We start from the raw sequence: 24,344 nt of genomic DNA, 5'->3' as shown, positions 1-24,344 counted from the left end.
TGATCAGTGAAGGTGACGGCGCAGACGCTTCTGATAAGTGTCTGTTTCTGTCAGGCAGTCCTGATAACCTTCAAATGCGCCGTGCTGGTGGCTGTGCTGTTTCAGCCGCTGCACAGATTCCTGCAAATTCAGACTGAGCGGATAGTACTCAGCAGCACTGCCTTTGGCCAGGTCGATCAGCCGGTAGTGAATAGACAGCAGAAAATGCAGTTCCAGGTCAGTACGGCCACTGCGGCGACAGCACCCTGCAAGCCGGTGACCCGCAGTAATAAAATGTGTCAGATGGGCAAAATCCTGCTGATTTTTCTGGCAGTCAAACACCAGCCATTCCGCAGCTTCAAAGCTGCAGCCTAAAACACGAAAAGCATCAGCCCACTGTTCAGCCTGAAGAAAATCATCACCCTGACGCATCCACTCATGCCAGTGGCTGAGTACCTGAGTTTCATCCTGAAGAAGCTGCTGGCGATGGGTTTCGCAAAGAAAGCGCATAATTAATTTCCGTAAATCTAAATGATAACGATTATCATATTTATGTAATTGCAAAGTGTAAAGTGACATATGTCATTTTTGCGTGTCTTAAGGGTATGTACGGGAAAAAATTTCAAAATGGGTTTTGTTGTAATCGCAACTGACCACTTGGTAAAAGCCGGGCTATCAGGTGTATAACAGCGCTGAACATGCCGCTAACCTCTGAAAAAAATGTTACTTTGATAATGGGTGAAATGTTTTAATTTTTGATATAACTAATTGAAATATTGGAATTAAATATTCAAAAAAGTTGTAAATACCAGGTTCTGAACAATACTTACTAGCAACGTTTTTATGGAATGGACTCGGGCTGAGACCGGTATCTGTTACCGGGTGATTCAGGTTTGAAGTGTGAGTTGCAGCTCTGGCCGGGTATGGGGGTGATGTATGTCCAGAGGACATGCCAGACACTACGAAGGTCACCATGGCCTGTCGGTGTTCGGAAAAGATTTAGTGCGCCGCTGCAGCGCACACTGCGAACTGTGTGATGCGCAGGGGGTTAAACTGTCGGTATTTGAAGTGCCGCCGGTCCTCACTGAGCCCGATTATGATCACTGCATTATGATCTGTGATACCTGTCAGAAACAGATCATGCGACCCAGACTGATCGATCACAATCACTGGCGTTGTCTGAATAATTCAATCTGGAGTGAAGTAACGCCGGTGAAAATGTTGTCGGTGGCGATGCTGCGGTACATTAACCAGCAGCATGCCTGGCCGGGTGCTCTGCTGGAACAGGTGTATCTGGATGCTGATGAAGAAAGCTGGGTTGAACAGATTGAAATTTGTTAATTCAGATTTTTTTGTCATTTTTTGCTGATCTAAAAACCGCTTACAAATCAGTCATGCGTACATTTCAATCAATGCCTTAGCGCTGTCTTAGCTATTAGCAAATAACAAACTGATTTAATTTAGGCCTTAAGTATTCCCGGCGGGGGTCGATAACCCGGCTATCGAATACAAACTTACAGGGCCAGCACGATGGACATTTCACAACTACCGTCCTCGAATTTATTCAGTCATCCGTTTTCTTCAGACCGGGCCGAAGGGCGCAATGAGCGTTCCGAAGCCAATGTCCGTGCTCAGTCTGAAGGTGTGTCCCGTAGCGGAAATTCTCAGGCTGTTGCTGCTTCAGAACGGTTTACCTCCGCAGAAAGCTTTTCCCTGACACTGGAAACCAAAGAAGGTGATAAGGTCACTATTCAGTTCAGTGGTCAGGACAGTTTCAGTGCCAGCATTGCCGGTGTAAAGAACCAGAATGGCCAGGCTGCCAGCGTGATGCTTGAGCAATCATCCAGCAGCTCATTTGGTTTCAGCGTTGAAGGCGACCTGAATGCTGACGAACTGGATGCCATTACCAATCTGGTTAAAGACATGACTGGCATTGCCAATGATTTCTTCTCCGGTAATGTACAGGATGCATTCAATACCGCGGCTAACTATCAGATGGACGGTGCAGAACTGGCCTCTATGGATTTCCAGCTGACCCGTAGCCAGACCTACACCAGTACAGCAATGTATGAAAATGTGCAGCAGATGAATGACCCGGGCTATGGCCTGCAGGGGCTGCAGCCATTACGTGAAGGCCTGACAGAGCAACTGGATAACGCCCACCAGATTATGCAGGACGCGACCGACTTTACCCGTTCGTTGCTGAACAGCCTGATCGAGCAGGATGGCCGTTATACCGAAGCGAATAACGAAGCTCAGCAGCAGTTGCAGAATAATCTGTCACTGCTGGATTCCATGCTGGCAAACCTCGGTACCCAATCTGGGGATGAAACCCAAACACAAGGGGAGCCAAACAGTCAAGCCTGAGCTATGATGAATTTATCTACAATGAAGCAGACACAATAAACGGCAACTTTCACTGAACGCCGTCCAGTCTGCTTCCGTAAACCGGAATTTTCCTGGGACTGTTGAGGGCGATAAACCTTTGATCGTTGCTTATAACCGCACAAATGTGCGGTTTTTTTTTGCCAGTAATTTTTCAACTTCTGTGAGGCTGGAAAGACTCTTTCGGGTGAGAAAACTTCACCTGTGAGAATATGACTTTTCCTGCAGGTTATTTTCTGAATGCTTTGGCTACCCCTGATACAATGCTGCAAGTCTGATTTATCCGCCTGTAACTCAACACTGACCTGTTATGACTTCACTGCCAATCTATGATGTGCTCGATGAGCTCACCGCAGCCCTGATCAATTCACCTGATGTGATTCTTGAAGCCCCGCCGGGGGCTGGTAAAACCACTTGTGTTCCATTGGCGTTACTGCAGGAAGAATGGCTGCAAGGGCAGAAGATTGTCATGCTGGAACCCCGCCGTCTGGCTGCCCGGGCGGCTGCGCAGCGCATGGCATCTGTGCTGGATGAAAAGGTGGGTGAAACCGTGGGTTACCGGGTGCGGCTGGAATCCGCCGTTGGCCCGGCAACCCGCATAGAAGTGGTCACCGAAGGTATTCTGGTGCGCATGCTGCAGGAAGATCCCAGCCTGGAAGGGGTGGGGTTGGTGATATTTGATGAATTCCACGAACGTAATCTGGATGCCGACCTTGGGTTGGCGCTGTGTTTGCAGGGGCGGGAGCTGTTCCGGGAAGATCAGCCGCTGAGGTTACTGATTATGTCCGCCACGCTGGATGGCGCTCAGATTCAGCAACTCCTGCCGGCGGCGCCACTGGTAAGCAGTGCCGGACGTATGTATCCGGTGGATGTGGAATATCTGGGATACAGGACTGATAAACGGCTGGAAGAGCAGGTATCAGCAGCGGTACGGCAAGCACTGGAAACAGAAAGTGGCAGCATTCTGGTATTTCTGCCGGGGCAGGCTGAAATACGCCGTGCCGCCCAGCAACTGGCAGACATTGAACAATTGTTTCCGCAAGCCCGGTTGCTTCCATTGTTCGGTGACCTAGACTTTGCCCGTCAGCAGCGGGCTATTGCACCGGCGAAAGCAGGTGAGCGTAAGATCGTACTGGCCACCAGTATTGCTGAAACCAGCCTGACCATTGACGGTGTCAGGGTGGTGATTGATGCCGGCCTGAGTCGTTATGCGGCGTTTGATCCGAATACCGGCATGTCCCGCTTACATACCCGGCGTTTGTCCCGGGCTGCCAGTATTCAGCGCAGCGGCCGTGCGGGGCGAACGGAGCCCGGTATCTGTTACCGTCTCTGGTCCCGTGAACAGCAAGATCAGTTGGCGCCCCATTCTGATCCGGAAATTACCAACGCGGATCTGGTGCCACTGGTACTGCAACTTCAGTTATGGGGTGTCAGTGATCCGGCAGAACTGGCCTGGCTGGATATGCCGCCAGCAGGGGCTGTCGCACAGGCAGAACAACTGTTAATGAATCTCTCTGCGTTAGTGACAGACCCGGTTACAGGTGCCGTGAGCATTACTTCATTGGGAGAACAGATGGCCGCGCTGCCGGTGCATCCCCGTTTGGCACGAATGCTGATCATTGGTGCACAGCAGGGGCAGCTGGCTCTGGCAGCAGATATTGCTGCCTTACTGAGTGAGCGCTCAGGAATCGACAGCTCAGATTTCAGCCGTCATCTTGCCTGGTTGCAGGGGGACATCGCCGCCAGCAGTCATACTGCTCAACTGCGCAAACGTTGCCGTCAACTGGCAGGTCAGTTCAGCCGGCTGGTCCGCAAACAAAACCTGTCGCAGGAGAACCTGACCGGATTGCCGCCGACGGATCATCAGGAAGACTGGCTGGCCATTCTGCTCAGCTATGCCTACCCGGACCGAATTGCTGCCCGGCGAAATCCCCAGGGCCATGATTATCTGCTAAGCAATGGCCGTGCGGCCCGACTGAAGCAGCATGATCCGTTGCATAAATCCGAATTTCTGGTCATTGCTGAACAGGGCGGCCGACAAGGGCAGAGTGTTGATCAGATCTACTCCGCAGTGACACTGAATAAGTCTCTCTTTGACGGGCCACTTAAGGCGCTGACAGCCCGCCGGGATAAGGTTGAATGGGATACCTCCGGGGAGCGCTTACGCAGTGAGCGGCAGGTAGCAGTAGGTGCCATTGTGTTACAGCGCGCTGATTTGCCGGATGCTGATCCTGCCCTGAGGGTAGGCGCTATCCTCAGTATGCTGGCTAAACGCGGGCTGCATATTTTGAACTGGGAAGAGGCAACCGGTTTACGCCAGCGTTTGGCATTTCTGCACCAGCAGGATCCGGAAAATTGGCCGGATGTATCCGATGCAGCACTCACGGCGGATCTGGAAGTATGGCTGGGGCCCTATCTGGATAATGTCCGCCAGTTATCGCAGCTTAAAAAACTGAATTTGCAGGATATTTTGCTGGCCCGGTTGAGCTGGGAGCAGCAACAGGCACTGAATAACCTGGCACCGGTGAGCATAAAGTTACCGGCCGGGAGTAATGCCCGGCTGGATTACAGCCAGAGCCCGCCGGTACTGGCGGTGCGGTTGCAGGAGATGTTCGGCTGTACCACAACCCCCACCATTGGCCGGGGCACAGCGGTTATGCTGCACCTATTATCACCGGCCCGGCGGCCACTGCAGGTGACTCAGGATCTGGAAAGTTTCTGGCAAAATAGCTACCGGGAAGTACAGAAAGATATGAAAGGCCGTTATCCGAAACATTACTGGCCGGATAATCCTCTTGAGGCGGACCCGGGGCACTCACTGAAAAAGCGTCGTTCTGACTAACCTCCCGATGACCGTTTATGTAACACCGCCGTTTAACTTTAGTACTTAAGTCGGGTAGGGAAGGTGAATAATCAATTAGTAGCCTTGCTATGTTGTTAACGCGGAGTTAACGTGCGACGACGTATATTTTTAAGTGCAATATAAGTGCAGCAAATAGGTAAAAATCTGTGAACATTTCAGGTATTCGGGACGCTGCAGATTTTTTTGAATTTTTTCTTTAGTTTTCGTGCCTTAGGCATTTGGGAACCTGGTTATTGCACTATACTGAGATTGTGATTCCCGGAGACGGATTATGCAGTTATATCAATACTCAGACCTGAGTGGGCAATTTTCCCTGGAGTATTGCCATGGCCTGTCCATGTTTGGTGCTTTATCTGATGAAAGCCTGGAGTTTTTACTGACCCACGGCGACATTTACAAACTGGCAGGCAACGACAGAATTTATTCCCTGGGTGACAGTTCAGACATGTTTTTTGTCATCCTCAGCGGCCAGGCGCGGTTTTATCATCCCAAGACAGATTCCGATGATCAGGTACCCCTGAAAGCCTATTTACCCGGTGAACAACTGGGGTTTGTGGGAATGATTGGCCTGCAGGCCCGCCACGGTAACGCGGTCATGCAGAAAGAGGGATTTGTACTGGAAATCTCCAGCGCCCTGTTCCATGAGCTTTGCGATATTTATCCGGAAGATTTTAAGATCTTCATGATCAATGTGACTCGGGAAATGAGCCGTGAAATTGCTCAGCTGGACAACATGTGTGGCAGTATGCAGTCTACCTGACAATCATTTTCTTTTTATTGTTTTTTCCTTCACCTGTGGGTGTTCACTGATCTGTCTGCGTGACGGGATAGGTGACATCCCGCCATCACCGACTCTTTCTTATCTGATCAGATGCCCAGTTTATCGCGCATCGTGTAATACCATGCACCCATTGCTGTATACGGAATCCGGAAGGTACGGCCACCGGGGAACGGGTACTGTGGCAGGCCGGCAAATACATCAAAGCGTTCAGCCTGTCCCTGCAGGGCTTCGGCGATAACCCGGCCGGCAAGGTGGGTACTGGTAATACCGTGGCCGCTGTAACCCTGAGCGTAAAAGATATTATTGCCGATACGGCCGAATTGCGGCAGACGCATCAGGGTCAGCAGAAAGTTGCCGGTCCAGGCAAAATCCACTTTGGTATCTTTCAGCATCGGGAAGGTTTTCAGCATTTTCGGCACGATCAGTGACTCAATTTTTCCCGGCTCACGGGCACCGTAGGTAACCCCGCCCCCATAGATCAGCCGACCGTCACCGGACAGGCGGAAGTAGTCCAGCAGGTAGTTACAGTCTTCAACGCATTCATCCTTCGGCAGCAGCTGTTGCTGCAGTTCTTTGCTCAGCGGTTCAGTGGCAATCACCTGAGTACCGCAGGGCATGGCTTTCTGTTCCAGCTTTGGCAGCAGGCCGTTGAGGTAAGCGTTACCGGCAACGACAACATATTTGGCGGTAACACTGCCGCGGGCAGTATTCACCCGGGTGATTGCCTGCTGATCAATGCCGGTGACGGCAGAGTCTTCAAAAATCTGTCCGCCCAGCGATTCAACCGCTGCCGCTTCGCCCAGAGCAAGATTCATGGGGTGGAAGTGTCCGCCGCTCTTATCCAGCAAACCGCCTTTATAACGGCCAGTACCGATATGATTCTGAATTTCTGAGGCGTTGAGCAGTTCCAGCTGGCGGTGGCCGTTAGCCTGCCAGAGGGCTTTTTTACCTTCCAGCTCACGCATCTGTTTATCGTTACAGGCGGCGAAAATACCACCGTCTTTCAGGTCGCACTGAATATTGAATTCATCGACCAGGCCACGGATGATTTCACCGCCTTCGAATGCCATGCTGGCCATCGCTGTGCCGGTTTCTTTACCGTAATGCTTATGGATGAAATCGATATCCCGGCTGTAGCTGTGCACGATCTGGCCACCGTTACGGCCAGAGGCTCCGAAGGCAATCCGGTTGGCTTCCAGTACCACCACTTTAAATCCGGCTTTGGCCAGATGGAGGGCACTGGAGAGTCCGGTAAATCCGGCACCGATAACGCAGACGTCGGCGTCGATATTATCGGTCAGCGCCGGGCGTAACTGTTTTTCATTGGCAGATGCCGCGTAATAAGATGTTGTGTGGGCCTGGGCAGTCATAAATACCTCTGTCATTCGGTGGGCGAACAGATTCGCCGATCATGCAGCTACAGTATCGGTAAGCCCCCGGAGGCTGATATACCCAGTTGGAGATATTTTACTTGCCAGTCGTCAGCGGCGGTTAAAAGCGCTATAGTTTTTCTCCTGCGGCACATCGGTGTCGGGACAGAAGACTCAAAAGGACATTGCGTATGAATACCGACACTCTGATGATGTATCTGCTGATCTCATTTTTTTATGTCATCAGCCCCGGCCCTGCGATTTTACTGGCGATCTTCAACAGTATTTCCCACGGTATGCGGGCGGTTATGATTGGCGCGCTGGGGAATATTACCGGGCTGTTTATTCTCTCGCTGGTATCAGTTGGCGGACTGGGTGCCATTCTGATGGCTTCAACCACATTGTTTATGGTGGTGAAAATACTCGGAGCTTCGTATCTGATTTATCTCGGCGCACGTCAGCTGTTTTCCCGTAAACGTCAGATGAAGCTACAGGCAGAAGGTGTAACTGAACAGCGCAGTGGGTTGTCTCATTACCGGGAAGGATTACTGCTGGCGGTGACCAACCCTAAACCTATTCTGTTTTTTGGCGCGTTATTTCCGCAGTTTATCGATCTGAATTACGCCCTGGCACCGCAATTCTCGGTGATGACCGGTGCCTTTATGCTGTTCTCGTTTATCTCTTTAAGTTGCTATGGCCTGATTGCCCAGTCGGCAAAAGGTTTTCTTACCGGCGGGCAGGGGATGAAATGGTTTCACCGGGTAACCGGCGGCCTGTTCGTCAGCATGGGGGTTGGGTTACTGTCATTTAAAAGCGCGGCTCAATAGTAGGTCTTAATAGTAGGGATTCGGCAGTAGGGCTTCAGCAGCAGGGCTTCAGTAACAGGGAGTCAGCCTTTAGACGTGCTGCCGCCGGCAATTTTATTGCAGATGCCCTCGGGGACAAATATCCAGGCGTTTTTCTGACGGTCTTCGGTGGAGGTGCCTGCGCAGGCCAGACCGTTGGAAAAACAGTCGTTCTGACCTTTCTTTGCCACGCCGTAACATTTCTCAAATTCGTAGACAGGTTTTTCCGGGTGGCTCAGTGGCTGAGTGGTCTCACCCGGTGTCAGGGTGGACGATATTTCCAGCTGGGTACAGCCCTGCAGAGCGGCTGCAGATGTCAGCGCCAGAATGGCTTTGGTTTTGTTATTCATAGTCTGACTCTTTTACTGTTACAGAATGATACGCACGCCAAACAGTACGACATCGCCGTCACTGTTGTTCTGATTATCGCTACTCAGATCATAATGATAATAGGCGGTATACAGCCGGGTACGGATATTAAACCGGTATGAAATACCCAACTGGTAAGCTTCCAGCCGGTTGCGGCCGGCCTGCTGAGCATCCCCCTGACCGTACGCTTGCTGGTAAAAACCACCGTAAGTCCAGGGGCCGCTGTTATAGTTCAGGCTGGTCACCCAGCCCCGGGTATCTTCCTGAATACTGTTACTCAGTTGCCCGGATGTTCCGTTAAGGGTGGTGCTGATGCCCAGTGCCAGTTTGCTGTTGAAGGTGGCTGAAATTCCCAGATTTACCGAACTGAGATCATCCCGCTGCTGGCCGGCGCTGAGATCTTCCGCGTCTGCGTAGGTGTAACTGCCGCCCAGATGTAACTGGTGTTCATCCCAGTAATAGTCATAGGTCAGGCCGGTCTGGATCAGCTGTTTAAAGCCCGGGTTATCTTCACTGATATCCGGGGCGTAAGAAATACCGGTATTGATGCCGGATGTCGAACGGGGTGCGGCATAAATCAGTTTGGCAGAGCGGTCGCCGGCCAGAGAGGCGACAAACCCCAATGAGCTGAGCTGGTTCACAGATGCAGCATCGGCAGCATCAATAAAACTGGTTTGCAGGCCACCGGCCGGATTCAGGTTGCGACCGGTAGACGGGCCGTATTCTGCAAAGGTAAAGGTATAGTTGTTGGGGGCAAAGCCAGTCAGAACATCCGGTAACCCCTGGCGTTCGCCAACCTCTATCCGGCCCCAGTTTGACTGAGCCAGCAGGCTGTATTCACCCACTTCCGGATCTCCGTTATTGCTGCCAGCAGAGGTGGATTCAAAGGTAATTCGTCCGCCGTATTTGTTGCCATCGGCGGCTTCATATAACCCCAGCAGGCGAATGTCAGCATCGGCAGCCACTTGTTCGGAGTCATCTGCCGCGTTGCCGGTGGTCAGGTTCAGGTAGGCATCCGCAACGACGCTGAAATCCGGATGTTTTATCAGAATGCCTGCGCTTGCGACGGTGGGAATCAGAAGCATGGGCAGCAGGCAAAAAGCTGTCCGGCGGGGGGAAATCGCGCTTGGCATATTACGGGTCCGTTATCAGGTTTCAGGCATTATTCCCCGGCTCCCTGAAACCACTATGAATATTCTGTTATGCCGGCGCATGAGCCGCCGTTAAACGGGCCTGACTGAGTGCCTCAAGAAAGACCTCGATGATTTCATCCTTGGTGGTTTTTTTCGGCCAGATTGCCCGGTAACTGTTGCGGTATCCGTAGGTATCGCTCATCAGCGGGCGCAGTTTGTCTCCCAGCCCCCAACTGGCAACAAAGTGTTCCGGCAGCAGGCCGAGGTACTGGCCACTGAGAATCAGCGTGGCCCGGGCTTCCTGATGGTGTGCCTTGGCATGGCGGTGCCAATGACGCATATCCGGATGTACTTCACGGCCTGGCAGCAAACGGGGGGACTCTACAAAGCGATACTCCCGCAATGCTTCTCTGCTGATATCTGCTTCGGGCTGTTCATATAAGGGATGCTGCTGACCGCAGTACAGCAACATCTGTTCATCGAAAAGATCCACCGCATTGAGCTCGTGATAGCGCTGGGGTTCAACGGTGATGCCGATATCTGCCTGTTTATTCAGCAGGGCGGTGCTCACTTCATCGGAACTGAGGGTGGTGATTTCGATATTTACTTCCGGGGCCCGGCGGGTAAACAGATCCAGTGCTTCAACCACAAAGGCGTTATGTGCCCCAAGCATGTGTTCGGCAAAGGCCAGATGCAGCCGGCCGTAAATGCCCTGAGTTGAACGGTTCAGCCGCTGGCTGAACTGATCCAGTGCATTGAGCAGTTCCAGCGTGGCCTCATAGACAGTCTGCCCTTGCTGGGTAAGGCTAAAGCCGCCGCGGCCCCGTTCACATAACCGCATACCCAGGCGTTTTTCCAGATCGGCGATGTAGTTGGAAATGGTGGAATTGGCCAGATTTAACTGCACTTCGGCGGCACTGAAACCACCGGCTTCCGCAACGCTTTTGAATACCCGTAGCAGGCGCAGATCCTGATCCGCCAGTTGCCCGCTGATGGCTGCTTTTTTTCGGCCCATGGTTAACTCCGCTGCAGAGAAAGAATTACATTTGAATATGCAAATGTTTGCTTGGATAAATAATTATATTAACAAATAAAAATCTTCACTATAAATGTTCTCAACGATATTTATCCGGCCGCTACCGGCTGTAGAGAACAATACGCGGAGAAATTCATGGCAATTCAACTGAACGATCCTGGTCTGCTGAAAACCCAGGCTTATATTGACGGTAACTGGACTGACGGCTTCGAAGGTAAAACCTTTGCCGTGACCAATCCGGCGAATGGTGAACATCTGGCGGATGTTGCTGACCTGGGGGCGGCTGAAACCCGTCAGGCGATTGAAGCGGCATCCCGTGCGATGAAAGAGTGGCGCGCCCTGTCTGCGGCAAGCCGCAGCGCTGTTCTGGAAAAGTGGCACGCGCTGTTACTGGAAAATCAGGAAGACCTGGCGATTCTGATGACCGCCGAACAGGGTAAGCCAATGTTCGAATCCCGGGGCGAAGTTGCCTATGGTGCTTCTTACCTGAAGTGGTTTGCTGAAGAAGGTAAGCGGGTGTACGGCGACATTATTCCAACCCCGCAGACCGACCGCCGTGGCATTGCGATTAAACAGCCGGTGGGTGTGGTTGCTGCGATTACTCCGTGGAACTTCCCGAATGCCATGATTACCCGCAAGGTTGCACCAGCACTGGCGGTGGGTTGCGCCATCGTACTGAAACCAGCGGCTGAGACCCCTTTATCAGCGCTGGCCCTGGCAGAACTGGCTGAACGTGCCGGTTTACCTGCCGGTCTGTTCAGTGTGGTGACCGGCAGCGATGCGCCGGCCATCGGCGGTGAAATGACTTCCAACCCGACGGTTAAAAAAGTGACCTTCACCGGTTCCACTCCTGTTGGCAAGCTGCTGATGCGTCAGTGTGCAGATACCGTGAAACGCACCTCAATGGAGCTGGGCGGTAATGCGCCGGTAATTATCTTTGACGATGCCGATCTTGATCAGGCCGTGGCCGGTGCGCTGGTATCCAAATACCGGAACTCAGGTCAGACCTGTATCTGTGCTAACCGTCTGATTGTTCAGGAAGGTATCTACGACGCCTTTGTCGAAAAACTGCGTGCAGCGGTTGCCGAATTCAGCATCGGTGATGGTTTCGCGGCAGACACAACTCACGGCCCGCTGATTACTGAAAAAGCCGTGCGTGATGTCCATGCCAAGGTAAGCAGTGCAGTGGAAGAGGGTGCGAAGGTTGTCATTGGCGGTGAGCCTCAGGCCGGTGCCGGTAACTTCTATCAGCCAACCATTCTGACCGATGTGAATCCGCAGATGCGGGTGTTCCGTGAAGAAATTTTTGGCCCGGTAGCACCAGTCTTTAAGTTCAGCACCGAAGAAGAAGCCATTGCTATGGCCAATGATACCGAGTTCGGCCTGGCGGCGTATTTCTACACCGAAAACATGGGCCGTATGTGGCGTGTGGCGGAAGGTGTTGATTACGGCATGGTCGGTGTTAACGAAACGGCGATCAGCTCTGAAGTGATTCCGTTCGGCGGGGTCAAAGAATCCGGTCAGGGCCGTGAAGGTTCCAAGTACGGTCTGGATGATTATCTGGAAACGAAATACATCTGCATGGGTGGTCTGAACCGCTGATGCTGAACGGTATCTTCTGCCAGCGAACAGATATTCCGCTGGCAGAGCATACCGCCTGTGAAACTTTTATTTGAGGGACCGGTTATGAGCAATATCATTTATCCGACCACTAACCTGACCAACACTGAAACCCTGACCATTGAACGCGGTGATGGTGTGTATGTTTACGATAATCAGGGTAACCGCTATCTGGAAGGCCTGGCGGGCCTCTGGTGTACATCGCTGGGATACAACAACCGTGAGCTGATTGACGCAGCCACTGAGCAGATGGGGCAGCTGTCTTACTCGCACATGTTTGGCGGCAAAACCCACCAGGTGGGCATTGATCTGGCGGCCAAAGTGGCAGAAATGGTGCCGGTTGAGAATGCTAAAGTATTCTTCGGTAACTCCGGCAGCGACGCGAACGATACACACATCAAAATGCTGCGTTACTACTTTAATGCCATCGGTAAACCGGAGAAATACAAGATCATCTCCCGGGACCGTTCTTATCATGGTATTACCGTGGCATCGGCATCCCTGACGGGCCTGCCGGCCAATCATCAGCATTTTGATCTGCCGTTTGATCCGCTGGGAATCCTGCGTACCGATGCACCGCATTACTATCGTGGTGGGCTGGCGGGTGAGTCTGAAGCGGACTTTGTTACCCGGATTACCAATAATCTGGAACAGATGATTCTGGAAGAAGGCCCGGAAACCATCGCTGCGTTTATCGCTGAGCCGATTACCGGTGCCAGCGGCGTCATCGTGCCGCCGGAAGGGTATTACCAGCGGGTTCAGGAAATTCTGGCGAAGTACGACATTCTGTTCTGGGCCGATGAAGTGATCACCGGCTTCGGCCGGACCGGTAAAGACTTCGGCTGTAACACCATGGGGATTGATTCACCGGCACTGATGACCCTGGCCAAGCAGTTATCCTCTGCTTATATCCCGATCAGTGCGTCCGTAATCCGTGGTGATATGTATGAAGCGATGATCGAGCCAAGTGCCAAAGTTGGTGTATTCGGTCACGGCTATACCTATTCCGGTCACCCGGTTGCCTGTGCAGTTGCCCTGAAAACCCTGGAGATTTATCAGCGGGATAATATCTTCGGTAAAGCGGCTGAAACCGGTGCCTACCTGCAGAAAGGGCTGGCGAAGTTTGCCGATCACCCGCTGGTGGGTGAAGTCCGCGGTGAAGGCATGATTGCCGCCGTTGAAATGGTGGCCAACAAGCAAACCGGCGAAGCCTTTGCCGGCGGTGCCATCGGTGCCTTTGCCCAGCAGGCCTGTGAGCGTCATGGCCTGATTACCCGTGCAGTAGCCGGATCTTCGCTGGCATTATGCCCACCGCTGATTGCCACAGAGGCGCACGTGGATGAAATCCTTGAGTCGTTCGGCAAGGCGCTGGATGACACTCTGGATCACGTCACTAAGCAGGGTTTGCTGACTGGCTGACAGTCGTAACCTGTGTGTGATCATTCAGACCCTTGGCCCGTTTTACGGGCCTTTTTTATGCCAGCGGTTAATTGTGTTCGGGCTGTCTTTAACAGAGATATCATCTGTTTCACTTCGGGTTGTCACAAAACTTATCTAAATTAGCTTAAACACGACGTTTTTTATACTAAGTGATTGTTTTGTGACGAATCTGACGGTATGAATAGTGGCCCTATATTTTTTGACGGCTTTAATCTGAGGAGTAGCAATTGCGCCAGGCTTTACACCAGTTACCGGTTCTGAACGACCCGCTGAATGACAGTTTCGGGTTGAGTCAGCACATGCGCTTTCAGGATAACTACGCGGACCTTCATGCCCGTCCGTTTCCGGTAGCCACTACACCGGTGCGGGTTTCGCATATGACGCTGTTGCATACCGGCACGGATCATTATCCCCGTGAGCTGAAGCACCTGCGGAGCCTGTGTAAACGCTACAGTATCAATCCGCCGTCAGAAGGGGATGTCTGCTTTTATCAGAGCTTTGGTGAATTTGAAGTGCGCTGGGAACGGCATACTGAGTTCAGCAGTTATACCTTTTTGCTGAAGGGTAAGAGCACGCAGTGTTTTGCTCAGCCGGCGATTAGCCTGTTACCGGATGACTGGATCAGTGAACTGCCTGGTGAAGTGGTTGCGGCGTTGCATATCGAAGGCATCGACAGTGAAACCGCTGTGGTGGATAAAGAAACCCTGCGCCCCTGTTTTGAAGGCCAGCGGCTGATTGCTTCCCAGCTGGGGAATGAAGCGGCCAGCGTCTGGAGTGCCCTGCGCCTGCACAGTGACGGCTTTAACCGAATCTTGCTGGTCAACAATAGCCTGAATGAATGCCAGACCGGCCGGCTGATCCGTACCCTGCTGGAGCTGGAAGCCTACCGGAATATGATGTTACTGGCGTTCCCGGTGGCACAGCAGACCAGCGCCAGGGTCAGCGATATGGAAACCGAACTGGCGGATCTGTTACGCCAGATCAGTGGTGAGCGGGTCATCAGCGAAGAACGGGAACAGCTGGAAAAACTGTCTGATATGGCTGCTGCAGTAGCGGAGCTGATTGCTGAAACCCGCTACCGGTTTGATGCGGCCCGCGCCTACTATCAGATGGTTCAGAGCCGGCTTGAAGACTTGCAGGAAACTGAACTCAACGGCCTGCAAACCATGTCGGCGTTTATTGAACACCGTCTGGGCCCTGCTTTCCGGACAACGGAAGCTACCAAGCGCCGTCTGGATGACCTGTCCAGCCGGGTAGACCGGGCCAGTGACTTCCTGCGTACCCGGGTGGATATGGCAATCGAAGCGCAGAATCAGGCGTTACTGCAATCCATGGACAAGCGGGCCCAGCTGCAGTTTCGTTTACAGCAGACGGTCGAAGGCCTGTCGATTGTGGTCATCACCTATTATGTACTTGCACTGTGTGGCGTTCTGTTCGAAGCAGCGGTGCCGTTTACGCCGGGAATGGATGTGGGCACGCTCAAGGCAGCCTTCCTTCCGGTCGTACTTGCCGGCGTCTGGCTGGTGACCCACCGGGTGAAGAAGCATCTGAACCGGGACGCTGAAAACTGACCGGCCAGGTAACATCCTGCCAAGTGTTACGTTTTGTAAAGCTGTTTGTAAATCCACGGGCAGCTACGTAGCATGGACCCTTTGCAGGTCAGTTTGAGGCACAGGAATTTTCATGGATTCGGTTACGCAGATAGCGCTGGGTGCAGCGCTGGGGCAAGCAGTATTAGGCCATAAAGTCGGTTACCGGGCGGCCCTGTGGGGTGGTGCTCTGGCAACCCTGCCGGATCTGGATGTATTTGTTTCCATGGGCGGTGCCGTGGCGGACTTTACCTATCACCGCAGCTTCAGCCATTCGCTGATTACCCTGACATTGCTGACGCCGTTGCTGGCCTGGCTGATCAATAAACTCCATGGTCAGTATCCGGATCTGCAGCGCCGCTGGCTGTTGCTGGTCTGGCTGGCACTGGTGACCCATCCAATTCTCGACAGCTTTACCATATACGGCACCCAGCTGTTCTGGCCGTTGCCGGTGGAGCCGACGGGCTCCGGCAGTATATTTATCATTGATCCGCTGTATACGGTGCCGCTGTTATTGGGTGTTGTGTTGGCGCTGGCCTCCCGGCAGGCTGACTGGGGGCGCAAGATGAACCGTGTCGGCCTGGCATTCAGCAGTCTGTATCTGATCTGGGGCCTGTCTGCACAGGCGTATGTCACCGGCATAGCGGAAGAAAATCTGGCTGCTTCGACGGACAAAAACACGCCGGATAAGGAACTGCTGGTAACGGCTGGGCCGTTCAATACACTGCTCTGGCGGGTGCTGGTGATGCAGGATGACGGTTATCTGGAAGGCTATTATTCCCTGTTTGATCCGGATCGCCGGATCGAATTCGAGCACTACTCAAGCCAGCCGGAGTTGTTGTCGGGCTTGCAGGATCACTGGCCGGTCAGCCGCCTGCAGTGGTTCAGTAAAGGCTTCTTTAAAGTTGAAAGTGCCGGCAATAATGATGTGATTATCTCTGATCTGCGGATGGGCGCAGAGCCCGCTTACGTATTCACTTTTAAGGTCGCTGAGCAGAAGGGCGAAGATATTGTGCCTGTGACCGATCAGCGCATTGAACAACCCCGTGACTGGGGGCTGGCAAAACAGTTACTGCAGCGAATAGTCAGCCGCGATAACTGAGTTTTGACAGACACCGGTGAGGGAAATCCTGCCGGTGTTTTTCGTGGTATCTGCTGCTGTCATCTCACTTACCTCTTTGTGGTTAAATCTCCCTCTGGACGCCGGGCTGATATTCCCATAACCTGCCTGTTCACTTTTTAAGATGCGCTGTTTGGGTGCATGCTTCTTCATGCTGCGCGGGCAGCAAATTGCGTCAGGGATGCGAACCGGATGAATTTCAGAGACACCTTACTGGGCCTCATTATTGTGGTGGTCTGGGGGTTCAATTTTGTGGTCATTGCCTGGGGGCTGGAAGGTATGCCGCCGCTGTTACTGGGCGGGCTGCGTTTTCTGCTGGTGGCCGCACTTGGTTGCTGGTTTGTGGCCCGGCCGGATGTACCGCTGCGCTGGCTGCTGGCTTACGGTCTGACCCTGGGCTTCGCACAGTTCGCTTTGCTCTTTACGGCCATGCATCTGGGGATGCCGGCGGGGCTGGCGTCACTGGTACTGCAATCGCAGGCATTCTTTACCCTGATACTGGCGGCTTTCTGGCTGAAGGAAGATATCCGCCGTTACCAGTTACTGGCGATTATGATTGCGGCTTCAGGGCTGGTGCTCATTGGCTGGGGTGACCTGTGGTTTATGTCTGCGGCGCTACAGCAGAATATGACCGCCATCGGCTTTGGCCTGACAATCGCCGCAGCAGTGGCCTGGGCACTGGGGAATATCGTAAACCGGCAAATTCATCAGCACGGTTTTAACCGCAATAAAAATGGCGCTATCAGTCTGGTGGTGTGGTCGGCGTGGATTCCGCCGCTGCCGTTTTTTGCACTCTCCCTGTATCTTGAAGGGCCTTTAATAGAAAATGCACTGCTGAATATTGGTTTCAGCTCAGTATTTGCGCTGGTGTATCTGGCGCTGATAGCCACCATTCTTGGCTACAGCCTTTGGGGCTATTTACTGAGCAGTTATCCGGTATCGCAGGTTGCGCCGTTAACGCTTGGCGTACCTGTGGTGGGGCTGAGCTGTGCCGCCTGGTTACTGGACGAACAGCTGAGCAGCATCCAGTGGCTGGGTATATTCCTGGTACTGGCCGGATTGGGTGTGAATATGCGCGGGCCACAATTGTTACGCTGGCTACGCCGCAGCGGTAAAGCAACTGCCGCAGAACAGTAAACACAACGAGTTAAATGGCTGCCCCGGCAGCCGGTGAAAGAGTTAAAGAATCACATGCGAATTCTGCATACATCAGACTGGCATCTTGGTCAGAACTTTATGGGTAAAAGCCGGCTTGATGAACACCGTCAGTTTTGTGACTGGGTATTACAGCAGGTACAGGAGCAGGCCATTGATGCGGTGCTGATCGTAGGTGACGTATTTGATACGGGGGCTCCACCAAGCTATGCCCGTGAGCTGTATAACCATTTCATTGTCGAGCTGAGCCGGCTGAACTGTCAGTTAGTGGTGCTGGCGGGCAACCATGACTCGGTTGCCATGCTGAATGAATCGAAGACCCTGCTGGCCCAGTTAAATACCCGGGTGGTTGCCGGTGTTGGGGATGCCCCGCAGGAACAGGTGATTGTACTGAGTCAGGCAGATGGTCAGCCGGGTGCGGTGCTCTGTGCTGTACCTTATTTGCGCCCCCGGGACCTGATGACCAGTGAAGCGGGACAGTCCGGTAAGCAGAAGCAGCAACAGTTAGGGCAGGCTATCAGCGACTTTTATCAGAGCCGTTATGAAATCGCACAGCAAATGGCCGGAGAGCAGGGCACCGATCAGCCTCTGCCAATTGTAGCCACCGGTCACCTGACTGCCATGGGTGTGCAGACCAGCGAATCCGTCCGGGATATCTATGTTGGATCACTGGAAGCCTTTCCGGCCAACCATTTTCCGCCTGCCGATTACATCGCGCTGGGCCATATCCACCGGCCGCAGAAAGTCTCCAAGTCAGACACCATCCGTTATTGCGGCTCACCGATTCCCCTGAGTTTTGATGAGTTACGCAGCCAGAAGCAGGTACTGCTGGTGGACGTTGCCCCCGGCGAAGCTGCCCGGGTGACTGAGCTGCCGGTGCCGATGTTTCAGCCAATGGCCCAGCTGAAAGGGGATCTGGAAGAGATTGCCGAACAGCTTGAAGCACTGGAAACCGCAGGTGAGCTGCCGGTCTGGCTGACCATTGAGGTGAGTGCGCAAGCCTACCTGAATGACTTACAACAGCGCATTCAGGCTTTAACCGCTGACTATAACGTTGAAGTGTTACAGCTGCGCCGCAGCCGGGTACAGAAATCTGAACAGGCCGGCGCTGAACAGCGGGAAACCCTGGCAGAGCTAAACCCGCAGGATGTGTTTGAACAACGTCTGGCCCGGGAAGACTTCAGCAGTGAATCTGAACAGGAACGCCTGCAGCGATTGCGGATCAGCTTCGCCCAGGTGTTAGGGGAAGTCCGGGATAACCTTGATGGCGATGATCCGGTACTGGCAGAACAACTCACCCGTGCGGCCACGGCGGTGACACAGGCACCTGTGACTGAACCCGCAGCGGCAAAGCAAGTCGGTGAAGAGTCCGAAACACTGACCGACGATGCAGCAGAGGTCGAAGAGGCCGACGAGGTAGAAGAGCTTGCTGGAACTGCAGCTGATGCAGATGAGTCAGAGACTTCGCAACCGGAATCTGAAGACTCTAAACCGGAAATTGCTGAGGTTTCGCCAGAGCCGGAGCCAGAACCAGAGCCGGAGCCAGAACCAGAGCCAGAGCCAGAGCCAGAGCCAGAGCCAGAGCCAGAACCGGTTGATGACCTGTTCGGTAACAGCCTGCCGGAACCTGCGCCGGCAACTGAGAAAAAACCGGCAGCCAAAACCGCCGCTTCAAAGAAAACAGCAACCGATGAACCGGAAGCTATGCAGCAACAGTCACTGATTGACGGATTTTAAGGGCTCAGACGCATGAAAATTTTAAGTTTACGGCTGAAGAACCTTAACTCCCTGCAGGGGGAGTGGAAGCTGGACTTCACCCAGTCACCTTTTGTGGACAATGGTCTGTTCGCCATTATCGGCGCCACCGGTGCCGGTAAAACTACGTTGCTGGATGCCATTTGTCTGGCCCTTTATCACCGGACGCCCCGGCTGAATAACTTCTCCAAAAACAGCAATGAAATGATGACCCGCGGCTGTGCGGAATGTCTGGCTGAAGTGGAGTTTGAAGTGCGGGGGCAGGGCTACCGGGCATTCTGGAGCCAGCGCCGTTCACGGGATTCGGTAACCGGTAATCTGCAGGATGCCAAAGTTGAACTGGCCCGCATCAGCGACGGTAAAATTCTTGCCAGCCAGGTGAACAAAAAACTCCGGCAGACGGAAGAGCTGACCGGGCTGGATTTCAGCCGCTTTACCAAATCCATGATGCTTTCACAGGGGCAGTTCGCGGCCTTTCTGAATGCCGATGCTAACGACCGGGCAGAGCTGCTGGAAGAACTGACCGGTACTGAAATCTATGGCAAGATTTCTGAGCGGGTTTACGAAAAGCACAAAGAAAGTAAGGCCCATCTGGAGGCTCTCCGGACCGGTCTCGCGGCTTACTCACTGCTCAGTGCTGAAGAAACCGCCGAGCTGCAAACGCAAACCATACAGCTGCAGCAGCAAAGCGGTGCGCTGGAACAGCAGATTAAACAGCTTCAGCAAACACTGCACCGGCAGCAACAGCTCGCCGATGCAACGGCGCAAGTGACTGCAGCCCGGCAGGAACTGCACAACAGTGAACAGCAGCAACAGCTTCACGGGGCTGATTTTGAACGGCTGACCCGCGCACAACCGGCAGAAGCGTTACGCCAGCCTTTGCACAACCTGCAGCGGCAGCGTGAACAACTGCAACAGATTCTGGAACAACAGCAGGGACTGCAGCAGCAAACTGAAAGTCAGCAAAAAGAACAGCAACAGTCTGAACAGCTGAAACAGAGCACTGAACAGCAAAGTCAGGCGGCACAGGCCGAGCAACAGGCGCTGGATACCCTGCTGACGGAACAGGTCATTCCGCTGGATGAAAAGATCAAAGCTCTGCAAGAGCAGCAGACCGCAAAACAGACAGAACAGCGTCAGGCCAGTGAACAGTTACAGGGGCTGACTAAAGGCTCGGATCAGCAGCGGCAGCTGGCGGAATGCCAGAGCCGGGAAGTAGAACTGAAAGAGCAACTGACGAAAATTACAACCGTTACGCCACAGATTGCCCGTCTGGCGGAACAGCTGTCCGGCTGGAAGGTTAAGTTTGAATCCTTGCAGCGGTTACACCGTGAAACCGCAAAAGCTAATGAAAACCTGCGTAACGGCCAGCAACAGCTGACCGACAGCCAGCAACAGCAAGACGTGCTTAAAGCTGAACTGAGTCGTGCGGAAGAACAGCTGAGCGGGCTGGATGCCGAGCTTTCCACTCTGCAGGCAAAGATTGCTGAACAGCCGGTCAGCGCAGATGAAACAGTACAGCAGCAGGAAGAACAGCGCTTTAATCAGCTGTATCAGGCCCGGGTTGAAATGGACAGCCTGACAGCAGCCTGGCTGCAAAATCAGCAACGGCAGCAGGAAGGTCTTGCTGCTGATACACAGCGGCTACAGCAGCTGGAACAGCTAAATACTCAGCGTGAAGAATTCCGCCAGCTCTACGTAACCCATCAGCAAAGCCGTAAAGATTTACAGGTGATGCTGGAACAGGAACGGAAAATTGCTGATCTGACCCAGCTGCGTGAACAGCTGGAAGCTGATCAGCCATGCCCGCTGTGCGGTTCAAAAGAACATCCATTGGTGGACGAATACCGCAGCCTGGATGTACCTGAAACTCAGCAACGCTTTGCCGCTGTCGAACAGGAGCTCGAAAAGGTTAAGCAGCAGGGCATGAACGTTGCCGGGGAGATCAAAGTACTGACGACCCAGCAGCAGGAATGGCAAACACTGCTGCAACAATTACAGGCCGAACAGCAAAGCAGTGAGCAGCGCTGGCAGACAATCTGCCAGCAGCTGAATATCCAGCTGGTTTTGGGCGATCAGCAGGCACTGCAGCAGTTCCATACCGATATGCAGGGCCAGCAGGAAGCCTTCCAGCAGGCGCGCCAGCAGGTGATGCAGTTACAGCAACAGCAAACAGAACTGCAAAAACGCCGTGCCCAGACCACTGAGCGGACACAGGGCCTGCGTCAGCAGCTGCAGCAGGTGAGTGGCTTCCTCAGCAAACAGGATGAAGAAGTACAGCGGCTGCAAACCAGCCGGCAGGAATACCTCACCGGTGCCGGGCAAACTGTCAGTGAACTGGAAGCAGCTATCGCTTCTCAGGGCTTGCCGGTGCCGGATCTTAACGACGCTGAAATCTGTGAGAACTGGTTACAGCAGCAGGAAATTCTGGTGTCCGACTGGCAGACCTGCCGTGAAGAGACAGACAAACTTCAGCAGCAGCGTCAGCAATTGCAGGAAGCAATGGCGGAACAGCTGCAACAACAGCAACAGCTGGAGCAAAAGGTTAAAGAGCTGCAGACAGAACTCAGTTCAGTGAACACTACACTGCAGGAGTTGCAGACAAAACGTCAGGATATTTTCGGCGCAGTGGACACGTCAGTAGCCCGTCAACAGGCAGCCGATAAATCAGCTGCTGCCCGACAGGCTACCGAACAGGCACAGCAAGCCTATCAGCAGTTGCACAGTCAGCTGCAGCAGTTAAGCGGCCAGCTGACTGAACTGAACAGTCGGATGGAAAACCAGCAAACCGAACTGGCGGCTACAGAACAAAGCTGGCAGACACAACTGGCCGACAGTATTTTCAGTGATGAAGCTGAACTGCTCGCTGCCATGCTGGAGCCGGAAGAACAGACCCGCCTCACAGAGCAGCAAAAGCAGATCGAGCTGAAAATCAACGCCGCCAAAACACGGCTGGAGCAGACCGAACAGCAACTGGCCGCCCTGCAGCCGGAAACCGGCACTGAAGAACCGCAGGCAGAAGGTGAAGCACAAACTCCTGAAGCTCAGACCCCTGAAGTGCTGACTGCTCAGCTGGAAAACCTGCAAACCGAACACCGTGAACTGATCGAAGCACAGGGCCGCAACAGCCACCGGCTGGAAGACGACCAGCGTAAACGCTCAGAACAGGCCCGCTTGCTGGAAGACATTCAGCAGTGTGAAGCGGACTACGAAGACGTAGGCTATCTCACCAGCCTCATCGGCTCACAAAAAGGCGATAAATTCCGTAAGTTTGCTCAGAGCCTGACGCTGGAACATCTGGTGCACCTGGCCAACATCCAGCTCAACCGCCTGCACGGCCGTTACCAGCTGAAACCCAAACAGGATCAGGCCGAAGCACTGGAACTGCAGGTAGTAGACACCTGGCAGGGCGATGCGGTGCGGGACACCAAAACCCTCTCCGGCGGTGAAAGCTTCCTGGTCAGCCTCGCACTTGCACTGGCCCTTTCTGATCTGGTCAGCCAGAAAACCAGCATCGACTCTCTGTTCCTCGACGAAGGCTTCGGCACCTTGGACAGTGCCACCCTGGACATCGCCCTGGACGCACTGGATAACCTCAACGCCAGCGGCAAAATGATCGGCGTCATCAGCCACGTCGCCGCCCTGAAAGAAAGGGTACCGGTACAGATCCGAGTCAGAAAAACCAGCGGCGTCGGCATCAGTAAACTAGATGATCAGTTTGCCTGTGTGGGTGAGCTGGAAGAAACGGTTTAGATCTGAAAAAGTGGGTACTGCTTAATGTAGTGCCTACTTGTTTATAATCGGTTTTTCGGTTTATTGAACGTTTATTCTATTTCTTATCCAGAGCCTTAAGCTAATAAGATTATTTGTGTAATCATTTTTATATGTTGAGATTTGAGGTGCTTAAGATTATTCAATAAGGAGGTTTTTCATGGAGAATGAGTATCGTATAAGCATGCAGCAGAATTATTTTTGCTTATGCTTATCTCAAATTAAAGAGTATGAGTCTATCTGTGAGTACATTGAGGAGTTAAACGCTAAACAAGTCAGTGAAAATGAAATTCATATTGTTGAAATGAATTTGGCGGTGCAATATGAACGTCGAGAGCGGGCGATGTTAGCACCAATCGTTTTTGCCGCTATGTGTATAGAAGCATTTGTTTATGATTATGGTGCTTCACATTTAGGGGATGCTTATATAAAGAAATATCTGGATAAGTTGGATATTACTTCCAAGCTAGTCGTTGTCACTGATCTAGTAACAGGTGAAAAGTTTCCTACAGAAGGGCAAGCCTTTGAAGGATTAAAAAATCTTGTGAAAAGTCGAAATAGTTTAGTTCATTTTAAATCAAAAAAGTTTGATATAAATGACTTAGGAAAAGCTGCTAAATTTCGAAAAGAATTAAATGATAAGTTAGAAAAATCGATGTATGAATCAGTAGAGACTATCCGTCTGATTATGAAGGAGATGGACAGGATTCATGGTTTTCGTGGTTTCTATGAATACTCGGTAGAACCTTTGCAGTGTCATGCGTAATTGCTAGCTTAACTTCAAGTTTCTCTTGAATGTTTAAGTGCTGCTTTCTCTCTTTTTTCGGGAGATGAGTTTAAAGTAGGCACCCCGATTCCCCTTCTGTGCAGCCGAGCATTACAGCTAACAACAGATCAGCCGGAGAAATTGTTTGAGGTCGCGAAGCGGCCGAGTTTTTCGAAGGCCTGTTGTTAGTGAAACGCGCAGGGAATCCGGCGAAGCCGGACAAACAGTGGGGCGGCCTTTAGATTGTTAAGACCTTTAGCCGTTTAAAGGTCTTGACTCGACGAAGTCGAAACAGATCATCCCAACTATAAAATCAGCACAATAATAACGACAGCGTCCTTAAGCTCATTCCCAACTAAAAAAATCA

General features: G+C 52.7%; 18 protein-coding genes. 13 read left to right on the top strand and 5 right to left on the bottom strand.

Annotation, left to right across the window (positions count from 1 at the left end; genetic code table 11):
* Window positions 1-3: 3 nt before the first annotated feature.
* Window positions 4-489, bottom strand: a complete 486-nt coding sequence (locus tag JYB63_RS14240; RefSeq protein WP_205658560.1) for a DUF2753 family protein — start codon at window positions 487-489, stop codon at window positions 4-6.
* A gap of 426 nt (window positions 490-915) precedes the next feature.
* On the opposite strand from JYB63_RS14240, the gene JYB63_RS14235 reads away from it, so the two are divergent.
* The 4 genes from JYB63_RS14235 to JYB63_RS14220 all read left to right on the top strand — a co-directional run bounded on the left by JYB63_RS14235 (window position 916) and on the right by JYB63_RS14220 (window position 5,987).
* Entirely contained in the window at window positions 916-1,320 is a 405-nt protein-coding gene (locus JYB63_RS14235; RefSeq protein ID WP_205658559.1) for a phnA protein, read from the top strand.
* 189 nt (window positions 1,321-1,509) lie between these two features.
* Window positions 1,510-2,346 (top strand): hypothetical protein, encoded by an 837-nt coding sequence (locus tag JYB63_RS14230; RefSeq protein WP_205658558.1) that lies wholly within the window; start codon window positions 1,510-1,512, stop codon window positions 2,344-2,346.
* 328 nt (window positions 2,347-2,674) lie between these two features.
* Window positions 2,675-5,206, top strand: coding sequence for an ATP-dependent helicase HrpB (gene hrpB, locus JYB63_RS14225; protein WP_205658557.1), 2,532 nt, complete (start codon window positions 2,675-2,677; stop codon window positions 5,204-5,206).
* A gap of 292 nt (window positions 5,207-5,498) precedes the next feature.
* The gene (locus JYB63_RS14220; RefSeq protein ID WP_205658556.1) at window positions 5,499-5,987 is read left to right on the top strand and encodes a Crp/Fnr family transcriptional regulator; all 489 of its coding nucleotides are present in this window, start codon (window positions 5,499-5,501) and stop codon (window positions 5,985-5,987) included.
* Between the two features lie 107 nt (window positions 5,988-6,094).
* On the opposite strand, the gene JYB63_RS14215 is transcribed toward JYB63_RS14220, so the two are convergent.
* Window positions 6,095-7,378, bottom strand: a complete 1,284-nt coding sequence (locus tag JYB63_RS14215) for an NAD(P)/FAD-dependent oxidoreductase (protein WP_205658555.1) — start codon at window positions 7,376-7,378, stop codon at window positions 6,095-6,097.
* A gap of 191 nt (window positions 7,379-7,569) precedes the next feature.
* Here JYB63_RS14215 and JYB63_RS14210 point away from each other — a divergent pair, with 191 nt between their 5' ends.
* Complete coding sequence (locus JYB63_RS14210; protein WP_205658554.1) at window positions 7,570-8,205, top strand: LysE family translocator; 636 nt, start codon at window positions 7,570-7,572, stop codon at window positions 8,203-8,205.
* 62 nt (window positions 8,206-8,267) lie between these two features.
* On the opposite strand, the gene JYB63_RS14205 is transcribed toward JYB63_RS14210, so the two are convergent.
* The 3 genes from JYB63_RS14205 to JYB63_RS14195 all read right to left on the bottom strand — a co-directional run bounded on the left by JYB63_RS14205 (window position 8,268) and on the right by JYB63_RS14195 (window position 10,740).
* Window positions 8,268-8,573, bottom strand: a complete 306-nt coding sequence (locus JYB63_RS14205; RefSeq protein ID WP_205658553.1) for a BufA1 family periplasmic bufferin-type metallophore — start codon at window positions 8,571-8,573, stop codon at window positions 8,268-8,270.
* Window positions 8,574-8,591: 18 nt separating this feature from the next.
* Window positions 8,592-9,725, bottom strand: a complete 1,134-nt coding sequence (locus JYB63_RS14200) for a porin (RefSeq protein WP_205658552.1) — start codon at window positions 9,723-9,725, stop codon at window positions 8,592-8,594.
* 67 nt (window positions 9,726-9,792) lie between these two features.
* Entirely contained in the window at window positions 9,793-10,740 is a 948-nt protein-coding gene (locus JYB63_RS14195; RefSeq protein WP_205658551.1) for a LysR family transcriptional regulator, read from the bottom strand.
* 156 nt (window positions 10,741-10,896) lie between these two features.
* On the opposite strand from JYB63_RS14195, the gene JYB63_RS14190 reads away from it, so the two are divergent.
* The 8 genes from JYB63_RS14190 to JYB63_RS14155 all read left to right on the top strand — a co-directional run bounded on the left by JYB63_RS14190 (window position 10,897) and on the right by JYB63_RS14155 (window position 23,977).
* The gene (locus JYB63_RS14190) at window positions 10,897-12,363 is read left to right on the top strand and encodes an NAD-dependent succinate-semialdehyde dehydrogenase (RefSeq protein WP_205658550.1); all 1,467 of its coding nucleotides are present in this window, start codon (window positions 10,897-10,899) and stop codon (window positions 12,361-12,363) included.
* Window positions 12,364-12,447: 84 nt separating this feature from the next.
* Window positions 12,448-13,800 carry an aminotransferase gene (locus JYB63_RS14185; protein WP_205658549.1) on the top strand — a complete coding sequence of 451 codons (1,353 nt, stop codon included), beginning with the start codon at window positions 12,448-12,450 and terminating at the stop codon, window positions 13,798-13,800.
* Between the two features lie 248 nt (window positions 13,801-14,048).
* Window positions 14,049-15,392 (top strand): DUF3422 family protein, encoded by a 1,344-nt coding sequence (locus JYB63_RS14180; RefSeq protein WP_205658548.1) that lies wholly within the window; start codon window positions 14,049-14,051, stop codon window positions 15,390-15,392.
* Between the two features lie 112 nt (window positions 15,393-15,504).
* Window positions 15,505-16,512 carry a metal-dependent hydrolase gene (locus tag JYB63_RS14175; RefSeq protein WP_205658547.1) on the top strand — a complete coding sequence of 336 codons (1,008 nt, stop codon included), beginning with the start codon at window positions 15,505-15,507 and terminating at the stop codon, window positions 16,510-16,512.
* A 210-nt stretch (window positions 16,513-16,722) separates the two neighbouring features.
* Window positions 16,723-17,667, top strand: coding sequence for an EamA family transporter (locus JYB63_RS14170; protein ID WP_205658546.1), 945 nt, complete (start codon window positions 16,723-16,725; stop codon window positions 17,665-17,667).
* Between the two features lie 54 nt (window positions 17,668-17,721).
* Window positions 17,722-19,422: an exonuclease subunit SbcD gene (gene sbcD, locus JYB63_RS14165; RefSeq protein WP_243431994.1), complete on the top strand. Its 1,701-nt coding sequence runs from the start codon at window positions 17,722-17,724 to the stop codon at window positions 19,420-19,422.
* 12 nt (window positions 19,423-19,434) lie between these two features.
* Window positions 19,435-23,193: an AAA family ATPase gene (locus JYB63_RS14160; RefSeq protein ID WP_205658545.1), complete on the top strand. Its 3,759-nt coding sequence runs from the start codon at window positions 19,435-19,437 to the stop codon at window positions 23,191-23,193.
* A gap of 178 nt (window positions 23,194-23,371) precedes the next feature.
* Window positions 23,372-23,977: a hypothetical protein gene (locus JYB63_RS14155; RefSeq protein WP_205658544.1), complete on the top strand. Its 606-nt coding sequence runs from the start codon at window positions 23,372-23,374 to the stop codon at window positions 23,975-23,977.
* Window positions 23,978-24,344: the final 367 nt, after the last annotated feature.

The organism is Aliamphritea spongicola (genome assembly GCF_017051665.1).
GTDB classification, from domain to species: Bacteria; Pseudomonadota; Gammaproteobacteria; order Pseudomonadales; family Balneatricaceae; genus Amphritea; species Amphritea spongicola.
Note: the sequence above shows the minus strand (reverse complement) of the source record. Positions and strands in the feature narration are given on the sequence as shown.

Excerpts from the sequence above, each read along its gene's own strand:
- JYB63_RS14155 (WP_205658544.1), top strand. The coding sequence starts at position 23,372 with ATGGAGAATGAGTATCGTATAAGCATGCAGCAGAATTATTTTTGCTTA.
- JYB63_RS14160 (WP_205658545.1), top strand. The coding sequence starts at position 19,435 with ATGAAAATTTTAAGTTTACGGCTGAAGAACCTTAACTCCCTGCAGGGG.
- JYB63_RS14235 (WP_205658559.1), top strand. The coding sequence starts at position 916 with ATGTCCAGAGGACATGCCAGACACTACGAAGGTCACCATGGCCTGTCG.
- hrpB (WP_205658557.1), top strand. The coding sequence starts at position 2,675 with ATGACTTCACTGCCAATCTATGATGTGCTCGATGAGCTCACCGCAGCC.
- JYB63_RS14175 (WP_205658547.1), top strand. The coding sequence starts at position 15,505 with ATGGATTCGGTTACGCAGATAGCGCTGGGTGCAGCGCTGGGGCAAGCA.
- JYB63_RS14215 (WP_205658555.1), bottom strand. The coding sequence starts at position 7,378 with ATGACTGCCCAGGCCCACACAACATCTTATTACGCGGCATCTGCCAAT.
- JYB63_RS14200 (WP_205658552.1), bottom strand. The coding sequence starts at position 9,725 with ATGCCAAGCGCGATTTCCCCCCGCCGGACAGCTTTTTGCCTGCTGCCC.
- JYB63_RS14185 (WP_205658549.1), top strand. The coding sequence starts at position 12,448 with ATGAGCAATATCATTTATCCGACCACTAACCTGACCAACACTGAAACC.
- JYB63_RS14195 (WP_205658551.1), bottom strand. The coding sequence starts at position 10,740 with ATGGGCCGAAAAAAAGCAGCCATCAGCGGGCAACTGGCGGATCAGGAT.
- JYB63_RS14205 (WP_205658553.1), bottom strand. The coding sequence starts at position 8,573 with ATGAATAACAAAACCAAAGCCATTCTGGCGCTGACATCTGCAGCCGCT.
- JYB63_RS14170 (WP_205658546.1), top strand. The coding sequence starts at position 16,723 with ATGAATTTCAGAGACACCTTACTGGGCCTCATTATTGTGGTGGTCTGG.
- JYB63_RS14190 (WP_205658550.1), top strand. The coding sequence starts at position 10,897 with ATGGCAATTCAACTGAACGATCCTGGTCTGCTGAAAACCCAGGCTTAT.
- JYB63_RS14220 (WP_205658556.1), top strand. The coding sequence starts at position 5,499 with ATGCAGTTATATCAATACTCAGACCTGAGTGGGCAATTTTCCCTGGAG.
- JYB63_RS14240 (WP_205658560.1), bottom strand. The coding sequence starts at position 489 with ATGCGCTTTCTTTGCGAAACCCATCGCCAGCAGCTTCTTCAGGATGAA.
- sbcD (WP_243431994.1), top strand. The coding sequence starts at position 17,722 with ATGCGAATTCTGCATACATCAGACTGGCATCTTGGTCAGAACTTTATG.
- JYB63_RS14210 (WP_205658554.1), top strand. The coding sequence starts at position 7,570 with ATGAATACCGACACTCTGATGATGTATCTGCTGATCTCATTTTTTTAT.
- JYB63_RS14230 (WP_205658558.1), top strand. The coding sequence starts at position 1,510 with ATGGACATTTCACAACTACCGTCCTCGAATTTATTCAGTCATCCGTTT.